Consider the following 13,679-nt stretch of genomic DNA (forward strand, 5'->3'; position numbering starts at 1 on the left):
TCCGGGTCAAGGCGATCGGAGCCCTATCCTTGTCCCGGCAAGGTCAACGGACGACCCACCAGGGGCTCCAGGCCACCGAGGCCACATCCGGCCCCCGTAGCTCAGTGGATAGAGCAGGCGCCTTCTAAGCGCTTGGCCGCAGGTTCGAGTCCTGCCGGGGGCGCACACGTCGCGCGACCGATCGGCCCTCCGACGAGGAGGGCCTTTTTGCTGGTCAGGGGGACCCTAGCGGGCGAGGCGTAGAGGACGCGTAAGCGCCGGACCCTCCCTTATGGATCTTGGGAAGGCTCCGGCGTTGTCCGGCTGTCACCGGGTTTCTGCGGGTGGCCACGGTGGATACGCGGTGGCGCTTTCGGGCTCCGTCAGCGGGCCGGGCACCTCGGGGAGGCCCTCACGGGCCATGATGCGCTGCTTGAGGTCCCTGAGGTGCCCGGAGATGCACCAGGCGTAGATGGCCAGCAGAACGGGGACACTGCTGCCCGCCCATCCGGCGACCTGCGCGGCCGGGTGCCGGCGTTGAGCCAGTTCGTCAGGCAGGCGTGCCGCAGGTCGTTCACCCGCTTACCGAGCGACGACGCGAATTCCTCCGGGGCGAGTACCTTCTCTCGGGTGCTGCGCCAAGCTCGGCGGATGACCGAGCCCGCCAACATTTCGCCCTTCTCGCCCTGAAAAAGGAGATCGCCCCGCTTCAGCCCTCCTTTTGATGTGCTCCCGAAGAATTCTCGTCAGCGATGGGTGAAGCTGAGCCGTGTGGAAAAACAGCTCGCGCCACTGATTTTCGGCGTCTTCCTCAGGCTGTCGGACCTCCGCGACGTCCATCGCCATCGTGGCCACCTCGGGTGGAGCGTCTCCGGTCGGCGCGCCCGCTACGACGGCCGCGGTGAATCCGACCGGCGGCTCCTGTTGCACACAGTGCGTACTCCCCGGCCTGCTCCTACGCTTCGACCATGGCTCTATGGATGGCCTGGGGCGTCTCACCAATCACCTCGGCGGGTGAGGAATTCGACGACATCGAGGGCGCTGTAGCGGCTCTCGATCAGTCGGTGCAGCGGATTCAGGAACGCGCCATGACCCCGGTGGAGGCTGCGGCCCTGGGTGAATCGGTGCGAACCATCCGCGCCCAGATGCTCAGCGATGGTCGCGCGGCCTTGGAACGGGGAGAGCGATGGACGGCCAAGGTCGGCCAAGTCGAAGTGACACTGACCCCCGCGTGACACACTGCCCTCACCCCGGTGCACGGACGGTGGCGCCCAGCGCCTTGGGGGACCCTAGCGGGCGAGGCGTAGACGTCGTGCAGGCACGCTAGCCCTGCGGCGCCTGGCCGGGGGCCTGATTCTGATCTGGGGCCTGCTTCTGGTCGGGGGCCTGCTTCTGGTCGGGGGCCTGCTTCTGGTCGGGGGCCTGCTTCTGATCTGGGGCTTGCTTCTGATCGGGGGCCTGCTTCTGATCTGGGGCCTGCGGTTGCGGGGCCTGCGGCTTGTCCGGAGCCACCGGCTTGTCCGGAGCCACCGGCTGGTCCGGAGCCACCGGCTGGTCCGGGGTCTTCGGCTGCGGGGCCTGCGGCTTGTCCGGAGCCACCGGCTGGTCCGGGACCTTCTCGTTCTTCTTCTCCTCCTTCTTCTCCTCCTTCTTCTCCTCCGTCACCTTCTCATCCTTCTTCTCCTCCTTCCTCTTCTCCTCTGTCACCTTCTCGTCCTTCTTCTCGTCCTTCTTCTCCTCCTTCTTCTCCTCCTTCCTCTTCTCCTCCGTCACCTTCTCGTCCTTCTTCTTCTCCTCCTTCTTCTCCTCCTTGTCCTCGTACCTGTTCTCGTACCTCTTCTCGTCCTTCTTCTTCTCGTCCTTCTTCTTCTCGTCCTTCTTCTTCTCGTTCTTCTTCTCGTTCTTCTTCTCGTTCTTCTTCTTCTCGTCCTTCTTCTCGTCCTTCTTCTCCTCCTTCTTCTCCTCCTTCTTCTCCTCCTTGTCCTCGTACCTGTTCTCGTACCTCTTCTCGTCCTTGCCCTTCTCCTCCTCCGGGTCCTCCTCGTCCTCGTACCTCTTCTCGTCCCTCTTCTCGTCCTTGCCCGTCTCCTCCTCCTCTGCTCCCTCCTCGGGCGAGGGCAGAGTCGGGTACGACGATCCGGGGATTTGGCCCTTCGGGGGCGGAACCTCGTGGTCCTGCCTGCCCTGCACGTCTCCGCTCGAGCGCTCGAACCACACCTTTCGGTCGTGGTCGAACATCGCGACGGTCTTCATCGGCTTCTCGGCGGGCTTGACCTCAACGATGTTGGAGGACTTGAAGGAGGACCACTTCTGACCGGTGATCTTCTGCTCGCCCTTGATCTCGGCGGGCGGAGTCAGGGGGTTGCCGCAGGCGCAGCGGACGCGCGGTACGCCGCGGGCGTCGATCAGGACGGGGGTGCCGGCCTGCAGGATCGCCTGGTAGCTGGTGGGCACGTTGTCCTTGTACCCGTGGTTGGTGACCTGGGTGTCCCAGCTCAGCCGAGCGGGCAGCAATGACCGCAGATAGGCGGGGATTTCGGACTGCTGGATCCCCAGGACGGCGGCGAATGCCGTTCCTTTCTCGCTGTTCTGCATGAGAAACGTGATCTGCTTCTCGACGTCGCAGCTCGCGACGTTCGGCGTGCCGCCGTACAGCCCCGGGTGCGAACCGTCGACCTCGAGGGTGCCCGTGCCGTTCGCGCCGGCCTTGGACGTGCCGGGCCTTGTGGAATGGGCTGCGGCGGTCTCCGCGTTCGTGGCCGTCGACGGGGTGAACGGATCGGAGCCGGCCGACAAGGTGCTCTGGAGGACGACGACTCCTTCGGCCTTGCTCCCGCCCACGAAGGTGTAGGCGAGGATCACCGCCAGCGCCACAACAATCGCAGTGCCGGCACTCGCCAGGGTGCCGCGCGACCGCCACCAGGACCGTCCTCCTCTGCGGCGGCGGCCCCGCTTTCCCGGCTCGCCCGGCTCGCCCGGCTCACCCGGTCCGCCGAAGTCGGCCGGCGGACCGGGAGGTCCTGGTGGGGGCGGCGGCACCGACGGTGGCGGTGGAGGCGGCGGCCCCGGCAGTTGCGGATCCGTCGGCCGGCCGGACAGCGGGCCCGACGGAGGACCGGTGGGGCGTTCGGATGAAGGAGGTATGGAGCTCACGACGCTCTCCCCGAACGTAGGGGATCCGGAAGATGATGTTTATTCGCGTCCGCCCTCTCTACATCCATTATGGGCTCCACGTGAATCATGGTCAGTCTCCTCCGGTGAGAAAAAGGGCCACCTGCTCTACGTGAGCCCGCGTCTCCAGTAGGCCCCGGCCCTCGGATCGCGTCACGCCGCTACTTTTCGGGGCTTGACAGACGAGGGTGGAATCACGACGACGCGGCCCCGGCAGGCCCTGAAGCCGGCCGAGGCCGCGTCGTCGTAGTCGTACTCGTACTCGTACTCGTAGTCGTCGTACGGGTCGGAGAAGGTCAGCCCCGCTTGCCCCGTACCAGGGTCCGGCGGAGGCGGGATGCAGGGCTCGGAGCGGCGCCGCCCGGCAGCTCGAGGTCGGTCAGCCGGGCGCGCGGGAAGTAGCGACCTGTGTTCTCGTCGCCGCGGCCCTCGTCCAGGAGGCCGACGACCTCGCCCCGCAGGCCGCGGTGGAGATTCGGCTGCATGCAGTAGCCCACCGCCCGGACCAGCGGCTCCAGAGTGTCGGGCGCCGCCCCGGGAACGGCGGGGGCAACCCCCAGCTCCAGGTCCGGCACCACGTGGTCCACGATGACCAGCGGCATCCGGTTGCTGTTCTCGTACGGCGTGAGCCGCTCCAGGACCGTCTCGGTGCCCACCCGCGCGACCGGGATGTCGTAGTACACGGCGGCGGTGAGCATCGCGGTGGAGAAGCAGCCGACGACGAGCTGCGGACGGCAGCGCTCGTAGAAGGTCTCGGCGAGCAGCGGGCCGTCCAGGACGGTCAGCTTCACGCCGGTCTCCGCGGCCGCCTCGTTGAGGGCGAGGGAGTAACGGGCGGGCGCGGTCGGGTGCGGCTTGAAGATCACCGACCGGTGCCCGGCCGCCGCGGCCCCGCGCAGCATGCGGACGTGAAGGTCCTCTTCCTCCTCGCCCGTGATGATGCCCAGCGCGGCCATGTACTGGCCGAGCAGCAGGGCGGTGGGAGCGGCCTCGACCGCCTGCGTCAGCTGCCGGTCCTCTGCGGCGGACTCGGCGATCTCCGCCAGCACCTTGCGGAAGGCGTCGTCCGGTACGAGCTCCGGCTCGACGCCGAACTCGGACAGGAGCAGCGGACGCAGGCCCGGGACGAGGTCGAGGTGGAGGAGCCGCTGGATGCGGCACGCGATCTGCTGCGGCAGCTCGTCGCGTGTCGGGCCGTAGCTCATGAGACCGTCGGCGTACACCTGGACGGGGCTCTCGGCGAAGATGGCGGCGAGCGCACGGGCCGGGTTGACCTGGATCGACTCGACGATCAGCTCGACAGGGCCGCTGCCCAGTCCCCATGTCGTCCGGAAGGCCCGCTGCCACAGCGGTGCCTCGTCGGTGCGGGGCCCCCAGGAGCCCGGGTGTTGGGGCCGGATGGCCTCGTTCCAGTCGATCACTTCGTCGAACCGGGCGGCTATACGGTCGTAGCCGGTCATCGCGTCGAGCCGCAGTGCCGTTTCCGGTACCTCGGCGTTGTTCGAGACCAGCAGGAGCCGGCGGACCTCCTCGCGCGGGCCGAACTGCCCGGTGTCGAGTGCCGCCGCCAGGGTGGCCGCTCCGTAGAGCGTCGACACCTCGAAGATCTGCGTGCGCCGGTGCGTGTCCATCCGGTGCGTGTCCATGGGTCAGGCGGCCCTTCTCGTATCGCGCAGACTCTGGAGCATCGTGCTGCGTTTGGTGTCCATCGTCGCCAGGGTCCGGTCCAGCACCTGCTGGGGCATACGCCCGAGCGCCTCGGTGACGTTGCGCTTGAGCCGCTTGGCCACGGTCGGCTCGTACTGGTCCGCCTTGGCCATATGGAAAGCGATCATGGCGCAGTAGGTCCGAACGGCCTTCGGGAGAAAGCGGTCGGCCTCGGCGTCCTGGGCCACTTCCTCGAGCAATATGTCGTAGGACGGGATGAAGTCCAGCTGGCGGTTGTCCGTGATCTGCGTGAGAGACGTGGTGACACCGCGCCGGTAGAAGGCCCCGTGCAGTGAGAGAGCCGCGTACGACGTGGCCTTCAGGTGCAGGCGCCAGATCCACAGGCGGTCTTCCGCGGTGCGCAGTTTCGTCTCGAACCGCGACTCGCCGTCGGCGAAAAGGCGAGCGCTGTAGATACCGAACGGGACGAACGGATAGTCCACCATCGTCACCATCGTGGCAGGGGCGATTCCGTCCCGGGGGTCCATCACCGTGTCGCGCAGCTTGGCAGGCGCGTAGCGGATGCTGCGCGACTTGCCGGTCGCCAGCACATGGTCGGTACGGGCGAAGTCGCAGCCCAGTCTCTCGATGCCCTGCACCATGGCGCGCAGATGGCCGGGGGCGTACCAGTCGTCGCCGTCCAGGAACGTGATGTAGTCCCCGGTCGCCGCGTCCAGACCGGTGTTGCGCGCCTGGGCCACACCGCGGTTCGTCTCGTGACGGATCACCCTGGCGTTGGGAATCCGGCTCTGCCAGCGGTCGAGCACTTCCGGTGTGGCGTCCGTCGAGCAGTCGTCGACCAGCAGGAACTCGAAGTCCGGATCCGCATTGCGCGCGAGGCTGCGCATGGTGTCGGGCGCATAGATCCCGACATTGTGGAGCGGGACTATGACGGACAATTTCGGCACACAGATTCCCAACACTCGAACACCAGTCTTGACTGCAGAGTAAGCACCCTGCTATCCGGCAGAACGAGCCGGATTTGCATTCCAGGTGAATTCTTTTCGTCCTCCGAAGGAACCGCTGTCGGCTTCCGGGTCGGCTTCCTCACTCCCGGGCCGCCCCCGCCCCCGCTCCCGCCCCCGAGGGCCTGCGCGAGCGCCGGTGCCAGAATCCGATGGCAAGCAGGGAGAGCAGAGCGGCGGCACCGACCGCGCCGCCCAACCGCAGCCCCGGCGGCCGGAACGTGCAGCTGATCGAGGTCGCCTTGCCGTCGAGCTGGACGGCCAGCAGGCCCAGATACCGCTCGGCGGGCGCAGGATCCGCGTCGCCCGCGGCGCACGTCCACCCGGAGATCCGCGGCGCGGCGATGACGGCGGTTCCGGTGCTGCCGGCCGGGAGCTCGGCGGAGATGGTGTGGCCGGAGACGCGGACGCCGGTTGCGCCGGTCGCCGTCAGCTGTCGTACGGCCGAGTCCAGCCGGTCCCGGACCAGACAGCCGACCGGCTGCCGCGGCAGGACCACCTTGGCCGAGGGGTTCAGGTCCATCCGTACCGAGCCGGACGCCGGGACCGTGCCGAGGGACTGCATGGCGCCCTGCACGGCCGGCAGCTTGCCGAAGAACGTGACGGGCCGCTGTCCGCGCAGCGCGGCAGTGCCCTGGTACTCGGGGGCCCAGAAGTAGACCTGTGAGCCGGCAGGGCATGTGGCCGTCAGCGTGACCGTGTCCTCGGACTCGGTGGACTCGCTCGTGCGCTTCAGGTCCTCCGGAACGTCGTAGACCGTGGCGCCGAGCAGCAACTCCTGGTTGGCGAAGACGGAGTCACCGAAGCGGATCCCCCGGGCGGCGGGCGGCAGGCCCGGGCGGACGGTGACCAGCGGCGGCACCGCCATGTCGGTGGAGGTGACGGCGGCCTCGGGGAGCGTGTCCACCCGCACCGGCGCTGAGGGTGACGAGTGCATACGGGTGCCGATGGAGAAGATCGCGTCGGTCACCGGGTTGTCCAGGCTGACCGGGTGCCGCCCCTTGGCGTAGTAGCCGAAGCCCAGGGAGGCCAGCGTGCGGGTGTAGACCTCCGAGGTCAGGCTGCTGTAGTAGTCGGCACCCTGTCCGCCGACCAGCAGGACGTCATTGCCGCCCGGCACCTCTCCGGGATCGGTGCGGTGCTGCGGCCAGGCATCCTTCTGCTCGGTCGCCTGTGCCATGTCCTCGTGCCAGGGGCCCAGCCGCGGGACCCAGGAGACCCGCTCCAGCTGGCGCTGCTCGATACGGGCCCCCGAGATCGCGGTCTCGCCGGCCTGGGCGACGACGAGGAGGGCGACGGCCACGACCGGCAGGACCCGTGCGCCGACGCCGTACCGCCTGGCGAGCAGGACGACCACTGCGGCCAGTACGGCGAGCACGGCTGCGGCGCCGAAGGCGGGGTAGGTCCAGCGGTCGATGTCCGGGGTCCCCCGGGTGGCGAAGACCATCACGGCAAGCAGCGCGCCGGCGCCCAGCAGCGCCGACGTCCGGGGCAGCCCCCGGGCGGTGGACACCCAGGCCGCGATCAGGAGCAGGCCGCAGAGCACAAACGTCTGGCGGTAGGGGATGCCGTTGGGCGATGCGCCGGCGTGCCAGAGCAGATGGGTCGGCTCCCACTGCAGGGACAGCGCCACCAGGCAGATCGCGGCCGTCCAGGCAATGCGGACCCGGGGGGCCAGAGCCCGGTTGAAGGGCAGGGTCAGTGCCAGCGCGAGGGCCGGGGTGCCGATGTAGAGGGCGGGCGTCGCCACGCTCGACGTGCCCGGCAGCAGGCGGGCGACGACATCCGCCCAGGCGACGGCAGAGAAGGTCACCTCGGGCGTCGGATCCGCGACGCGGGTGCCCATGTAGACGACCACGACGAGCGGTGCGGCGAGGCCGATGCCCACGGCCACGCCGCGCGCGGCACGCAGCAGGCCGGCCAGGCGACGGCGGCCGCTGTCGTCGGCCGTGAGCAGCCGGACCGCCAGCACGACGGCCGCGCCGATGGTCGCCATGTACGCGGTGTAGAAGTTCGCGACCCAGGCCAGTGCCACGACGAGCGGGCCCAGCACCGGGCGGCGTCCGGCACGTGCCCACTCGCCGACCAGGCACAGCAGCGGGAAGGCCAGCAGGCCGTCCAGCCACATCGGGACGGTGGCGGCGTAGTTGAAGGTCCAGCCGGACAGCGCGTACGCGGTCCCCAGCACGGCGGCCACCGGCCACGGGCCGCGGCGCAGCTTCAGCAGCAGGACCGACATCGTGGCACCGGCCGCGGTGATCTTGGCGACGGTGATGACGTAGAGGGCGAGTTCGATCCGGTCCGCCGGGAAGAGCACGACCATCAGGTCGAACGGGCTGCTCAGATAGGTGCCGAAGTCACCGAGGAAATTGGACCCGAAGCCCGAGGTCCAGTTCAGGAACATGTCGCCCTCGGCGCCGCCGAGCAGCATCCTCCGCCAGTACGCGTGGTACGGCAGGTACTGCTGGCCGAGGTCGACGATGTTGCGGGTGGTCGGCCCGAAGGGATAGCTGCCGGCCAGCAGTCCGCCGAGGCAGAAGACGACACAGGTCAGCAGGGCGGCACCGGCCGACGCCCGCAGCCGCACACTGCGCCGGGACCGCAGCATCAGCCCCCGCACGCCACCGGGGCCGCCCGGGGCGCCGGGGCCTCCGGGCTTTTCGCCCGTGGCCTCGTCCGCCGTCTCGGGTCGCTCGCCTGTGGGACTCACGCGCTCGCTCTGGGCGGGCACGGCCTCGGCAGCAGGTGGCACACGTCCTCCGGGGTGTGTTGCGCGGCACGCGGATGCGCGGGAGCCCGGTGGCGGTGGTGGTGTCATCGCACGGGCCGTCGGCCATTACCGCCGAGCCGGGCGACCCGCATCCGATCGCCAGTCAAATCCTGGACATACCGGAGGTGAAGGCCGGGTGCAGACTTGCGACCGACGCACACAACGGGCTCTCGGGGACGAGGTCTTCGAAGCCGCGTTCGGCACGGCGCGGAGCTGGGGTGGGGCGTGCAGCCGTCGTCGTGCTGCGCGTGACGCGCCGTCGAAGAAGGCCGATACGGATGCCTGGCGACGGCGCGTCGAGTCGGATCCCGGCCATGTGACGCTGCCCTTGCTGGAATCCTTCGCGATGATGCCCTTCGACAACGAGTCCTTCCGACAGCCGGTCGATACGTCGGAGCGTGGCTCTTCGAGAAGCACGTCGAATTCCTCGTCGGGGCGGGCTTCCCCCGGCGGCCGAGGTGAGGGTGTGAGTGTCCTGAGGAGCCAGTGGTTCAGGCAGTACCAGCGGGCCTCGGCGAGCGGGCACCGGCTGTTCTGCTTCCCCCACGCGGGGGGCGCGGCGAGCACGTACGTTCCGCTCGCCCGCGCGCTGGCGACGGCGGCCGAGGTGGTGGCGATCCAGTACCCCGGCCGTCAGGACCGCCGGCATGAACCGCCGGTCGAGTCGATCACCGGGCTGGCGGAGCTGATCGCTGGTGAGCTGATCGCCTCCTTCGACGAGGACGCGCGTCCGTACGCGTTCTTCGGGCACAGCATGGGCTCGGCCATCGCGTACGAGACGGCCCGCCTGCTGGAGGCGGAGGCGCGGGAGGCCGTACGGCGTCCGGTGCGGCTGTTCCTGTCGGGTCGGGGCGCCCCGACCCCAGGGCCGCGCAGCAGCGACCGGCTGTTCGGGGACGCCGCGCTGATCGCGGAGATCCGGCGGCTGGGCGGCACCGACAGCGGGGTGCTGGACGAGCCGGAACTGCTGGAGATGGTGCTGCCCGCGCTGCGGGCGGACTACGGGGCGCTCAGGACGTACGCGTGGGTGCCGGGGCCGCCGCTGCACGTCCCGTTCACGGTGCTGGTGGGAGACTCCGATCCGGTTGTGCCGGCCGGGGACGCGCGGGGCTGGCTGGAGCACTCCGCTGTGCCGGGCGAGTTCCGGATGTTTCCCGGCGGGCACTTCTGCCTCGACGGCCGCACGCGGGATGTGGCGGAGCTGGTCGCGGCAACGCTGGGGTCTGCGACGGCCCGCTGATACGCCTCACTCCGGCATGCGCTCGATCGCCACCATGGCGGCGTCGTCCCCCAGATGTCCGCCGGCATGGCGCAGCAGGTCGCTGCACAGACGGCTCAGGAGTGCATGGGGGCCCCTGGCGGACCAGGTGATCACCCGTTCCTCCAGGGGATAGAACGTTCCGGCCCGGTCGCGGGCCTCGATGACGCCGTCCGTGTAGAGCAGGACGATGTCGCCGGGCTCGAAGGCGAACGTCTCCTCGGACAGGTCGCACTGCACGAATTCGGTGAGGCCCAGCGGCGGCACCCGGTGGCGCACGTCGAGCGGGACGACCAGGCCGTCGCGCAGCAGCAGCGGCGGGGGGTGACCGCAGTTGATCAGTCGAAGGTCCGGTTCCTTGTCCGGGACGTCCAGGACGGCCGCGGTGATGAACGCCTCCCCCCGGTCCTCGATGTCGTCACCGAAGGCTCCGGGGTCGTCCAGGTCCGAGGAGACGGTTCCTTCCAGGTGCGCCACCAGCACCGACAGGTCGGCCTGATGGTGGGCGGCGCCCCGGAAGGCGCCGAGGAGGAGGGCGGCGTCCCCGATCGCCTCCAGGCCCTTGCCCCGTACGTCACCGATGACGAACCGGGTTCCGTCGGCCGTGCGGGCCGCGGCATACAGGTCGCCGCCGATCTGCGCCTCGCTCTCGGCAGCCAGGTAGACGGAGGCGATGCGCAGCGGGCCGATCCGTTGCGGCAGCGGTCGCAGTACCACCTGCTGTGTCGCCTGGGCCACCGTGCGCAGCTGGGTCAGTTCCTTCTCGTGGCGTTCTCTCAGGTGGGCGAAGAACGTCACGAACCCCGAGATCAGGATCAGGGCGATGATCTGGAACGAGTGGTTCAGATCGGTGAGGTTGGTGCGCGCCATCGCGACCACCACCTGGGCGAGGACGGCGAGCGCACCGACGAACGCGGTCGTCCGGGCTCCGGCGAACGACGCCGTGACGGCGGGTGCAGCGACGAGGAAGGGGCCGAGGTGAACCTCCGGCGGGGCCAGGATGTCGACCACCGTGACGAGGGCGATCAGCGCGATCGGTACCGCCAGCAGGGCATGGTGTGGCTCCCATGACAGGCGATGAGCTCCGCGGAGCCGTCGAGGAACCATATGTCCTGAATACACCGCGCCCCGGCTCGGCGCCTGCCCCACCGTGCCGGGGCTCTGCACAGGCGTTCGGGGCGCCGTTCACCGGCCGGGGCCGCCGCTCACCGGCCGGGCCGCCCTTCACCGGTCGGGGCCGCCGCTCACCGCAGCGACGCGGCGGGCGGTCGCTCGCGCACGGCGCCGTAGGCGAGGAAGTACGCCGGCACCCGGTTCAGCCATCGCGAGGTGGTGAGCAGCTCGGTCAGCCGCTGCGCCCGCCTGGGGTTGCCGACGGGCGGGCGGCCCGCGAGCAGCGGTGCGATGACGCGCGCATGGGCGGTCCGCTGCAGCGCCTGGGTCACGGCCGTGGTCGGCCAGCGGCGGCGCTGGACGGCGCGTACGTGCCGTAGGCCGACCACCCCCCGGCGCAGCGGTCCGACGAGGTACCGGGCGGCGGCCACGGCGTCCTCGACGGCGAGGTTGATGCCGATGCCGAAGACCGGCGACATCGCGTGCGCGGCGTCACCGATGCACAGCAGGCCGGGGCGGTGCCAGCGCCGGAGGCGGTCGAGCCGTACGTCGAGCAGCTTGACGTCGTCCCACGACCTGATCGCGTGGACCCGGTCCGCGAGCCAGGGGACGGCCGCCGTGAATTCGGCGTTGAACCGTTCGAGGCCCGCGGCGCGGCGCGCGGCGTCGGTGCCCTTGGGGATGAGCGCGGCGCACTGCCAGTAGTCCCCGCGGTCGATCATGGCGCTGAAGAACCGGTCGCCGACGGCTCCCACGAGCCCGTGCGGGTCGCCGTCGCGCCGCGGCAGCCGGAACCACCAGGCGTCCATCGGGCAGGTGAAACTCCGCAGTCCCAGTTCGGGCAGGGACCGGGCCAGCGAGCCCCGTCCGTCGCAGGCCACGGTCAGGCCGGCCCGCAGGTTGCCGGTGCGGCCGTCGGACGTGCGGTAGCGCACCCCTGTGACCCGTCCGCACTCGTACAGGAAGGCGGTGGCCTCGGTGTTCATCCGCACGGAGAAGGACGGCTCCCGCCCGGCCTCGTCCACGAGGAGGTTGAGCAGGTCCCACTGCGGCACCATGGCGATGTAGTTGTACTTGCCCGGCAGCGCACCGATGTCGCCGACGGTGACCAGCGAACGGTCCGGGCCGAGCGGCAGCTGGACCGTCCTCACCCGCCGCTGCGGCAGCTGTGCGAACCGCTCGGCCAGTCCCAGCTCGTCCAGCAGCGCCAGGGTGGACGGATGCACGGTGTCGCCGCGGAAGTCCCGCAGGAAGTCGGCGTGCTTCTCCAGGACCGTGACCGCCACGCCTGCCCGGGCCAGCAGCAGGCCGAGGACCATTCCGGCGGGGCCGCCCCCCACCACACAGCACGTGGTCCGCTCCATCGCGCCCCCTCCCTTCGGCGAAATCCCGGGATCTACCACACTGGGACATATACCCTCAGGCTCTGATAAGTCGCCGCGGGGATGGCGACGTACTCCGGGAGGCATCATGAGCCAGCAGCCGGTCCTTCTCCCCTACGCCGACCCGGCCTTCGTCGCGGACCCCTTCCCGCTCTACCGGCAGCTGCGCGAGGACGGCCCCGTGCGCCGCGCCGTCATCGCGGGCGGCCTGGAGGCCTGGCTGGTCACGCGCTACGAGGACGGACTCGCGGCCCTGTCCGACCCCCGGCTCAGCAGCGACGTACACGACGCGTCGGACCACCGGCTCCTGCAGCAGCTGCCCGAGACGGAGCGGGAGTCGATGCTGAGCAACATGCTCCGCTCCGACCCGCCCGACCACACCCGTCTGCGCCGCCTGGTCTCGAAGGCGTTCACCGCGCGCAGGGTGGCCGAGCTGCGGCCCCGCATCCAGGGGATCACCGACGGACTGCTCGACGCCGTCGTGCCGACCGGCCGCGCCGACCTCGTCACGGACTTCGCGCTGCCGCTCCCGGTCACCGTGATCAGCGAACTGCTCGGCGTGCCGGTGGAGGACCGGCACGAATTCCAGCGGTGGACCGACGACATGATCATGCGAGGGGCCGAGATGCCGGACCCGGCCGTCATGAACGCGGCCTGGCAGGAGATGCGCACGTATCTGAACAAGCTGCTGGAGACGAAGCGGGCGCGACCCGGGGACGACCTGCTCGGCGCACTGATCACCGCCCGGGACGAGGAGCAGCAGCTGAACGAGGACGAGCTGATCGCCATGGCGTTCCTGCTGCTGGTCGCCGGCTACATCACCACGGTCAACCTGATCGGCGGCGGTATCGCCGCGCTGCTCGCGCACCCCGACCAGCTGGAGCTGCTGCGCTCCGATCCGGAGCTGCTGCCGGGCGCCATCGAGGAGTTCCTCCGCTACGACGGGCCGGTCAGTCCCGGCATCGCCCGGTTCGCACGCGAGGACGTCGAGATCGCGGGCGTGACGGTCCCGCGCGGCGCGACCGTGCTGATCGCCTCGGCCATCGCCGACCGCGACCCGGCGCGGTTCCCCGACCCCGACCGTCTGGACATCACCCGGCGGGACAACGCCCACCTCGCGTTCGGGCACGGCATCCACTACTGCCTGGGGGCGCCGCTGGCCCGCCTGGAGGGCCAGGTCGCCATCGGGACCGCCCTGCGCCGCCTGCCCGGGCTCGCCCTGGCCGTACCTCCGGGCGAGCTCCGGTGGCGGCCCGGCGGACTGCGCGGCCCCCTGAGCCTGCCCGTCACGTTCACCCCCGGCGCCCCGGACTGAGAGCGCCCGCCGCACACGT

9 protein-coding genes and 1 tRNA gene are annotated in these 13,679 nt (G+C 70.1%); 4 read left to right on the top strand and 6 right to left on the bottom strand.

Annotated elements, in window-relative coordinates; all coding sequences use genetic code 11:
- Positions 1-90: 90 nt before the first annotated feature.
- Together ACWCXB_RS06865 and ACWCXB_RS06870 are read left to right on the top strand one after the other, a co-directional pair.
- Positions 91-163: transfer RNA gene (locus ACWCXB_RS06865), tRNA-Arg, on the top strand.
- 784 nt (positions 164-947) lie between these two features.
- Positions 948-1,214: a hypothetical protein gene (locus tag ACWCXB_RS06870; RefSeq protein WP_450719767.1), complete on the top strand. Its 267-nt coding sequence runs from the start codon at positions 948-950 to the stop codon at positions 1,212-1,214.
- A gap of 88 nt (positions 1,215-1,302) precedes the next feature.
- On the opposite strand, the gene ACWCXB_RS06875 is transcribed toward ACWCXB_RS06870, so the two are convergent.
- The 4 genes from ACWCXB_RS06875 to ACWCXB_RS06890 all read right to left on the bottom strand — a co-directional run bounded on the left by ACWCXB_RS06875 (position 1,303) and on the right by ACWCXB_RS06890 (position 8,532).
- The gene (locus ACWCXB_RS06875) at positions 1,303-2,853 is read right to left on the bottom strand and encodes a DUF6777 domain-containing protein (protein ID WP_450719769.1); all 1,551 of its coding nucleotides are present in this window, start codon (positions 2,851-2,853) and stop codon (positions 1,303-1,305) included.
- Between the two features lie 593 nt (positions 2,854-3,446).
- On the bottom strand, positions 3,447-4,796 hold the full coding sequence (locus tag ACWCXB_RS06880; RefSeq protein WP_450719771.1) for a polysialyltransferase family glycosyltransferase: 1,350 nt from the start codon (positions 4,794-4,796) through the stop codon (positions 3,447-3,449).
- Positions 4,797-4,799: 3 nt separating this feature from the next.
- A complete protein-coding gene (locus ACWCXB_RS06885) occupies positions 4,800-5,765 on the bottom strand; it encodes a glycosyltransferase family 2 protein (protein WP_450719773.1) in 966 nt (321 codons plus the stop codon).
- A 139-nt stretch (positions 5,766-5,904) separates the two neighbouring features.
- The gene (locus ACWCXB_RS06890) at positions 5,905-8,532 is read right to left on the bottom strand and encodes a YfhO family protein (RefSeq protein WP_450719775.1); all 2,628 of its coding nucleotides are present in this window, start codon (positions 8,530-8,532) and stop codon (positions 5,905-5,907) included.
- A 526-nt stretch (positions 8,533-9,058) separates the two neighbouring features.
- Here ACWCXB_RS06890 and ACWCXB_RS06895 point away from each other — a divergent pair.
- Entirely contained in the window at positions 9,059-9,832 is a 774-nt protein-coding gene (locus ACWCXB_RS06895; RefSeq protein WP_450719777.1) for a thioesterase II family protein, read from the top strand.
- 6 nt (positions 9,833-9,838) lie between these two features.
- Here ACWCXB_RS06895 and ACWCXB_RS06900 read toward each other — a convergent pair whose 3' ends face one another.
- Together ACWCXB_RS06900 and ACWCXB_RS06905 are read right to left on the bottom strand one after the other, a co-directional pair.
- Positions 9,839-10,957, bottom strand: a complete 1,119-nt coding sequence (locus ACWCXB_RS06900; RefSeq protein ID WP_450719779.1) for a PP2C family protein-serine/threonine phosphatase — start codon at positions 10,955-10,957, stop codon at positions 9,839-9,841.
- Between the two features lie 137 nt (positions 10,958-11,094).
- Positions 11,095-12,327: an FAD-dependent oxidoreductase gene (locus ACWCXB_RS06905; RefSeq protein ID WP_450719781.1), complete on the bottom strand. Its 1,233-nt coding sequence runs from the start codon at positions 12,325-12,327 to the stop codon at positions 11,095-11,097.
- A gap of 106 nt (positions 12,328-12,433) precedes the next feature.
- On the opposite strand from ACWCXB_RS06905, the gene ACWCXB_RS06910 reads away from it, so the two are divergent.
- The gene (locus ACWCXB_RS06910; RefSeq protein WP_450719783.1) at positions 12,434-13,660 is read left to right on the top strand and encodes a cytochrome P450 family protein; all 1,227 of its coding nucleotides are present in this window, start codon (positions 12,434-12,436) and stop codon (positions 13,658-13,660) included.
- Positions 13,661-13,679 lie beyond the last annotated feature (19 nt).

The sequence above is a fragment of the Streptomyces sp. NPDC001514 genome (assembly GCF_053597075.1).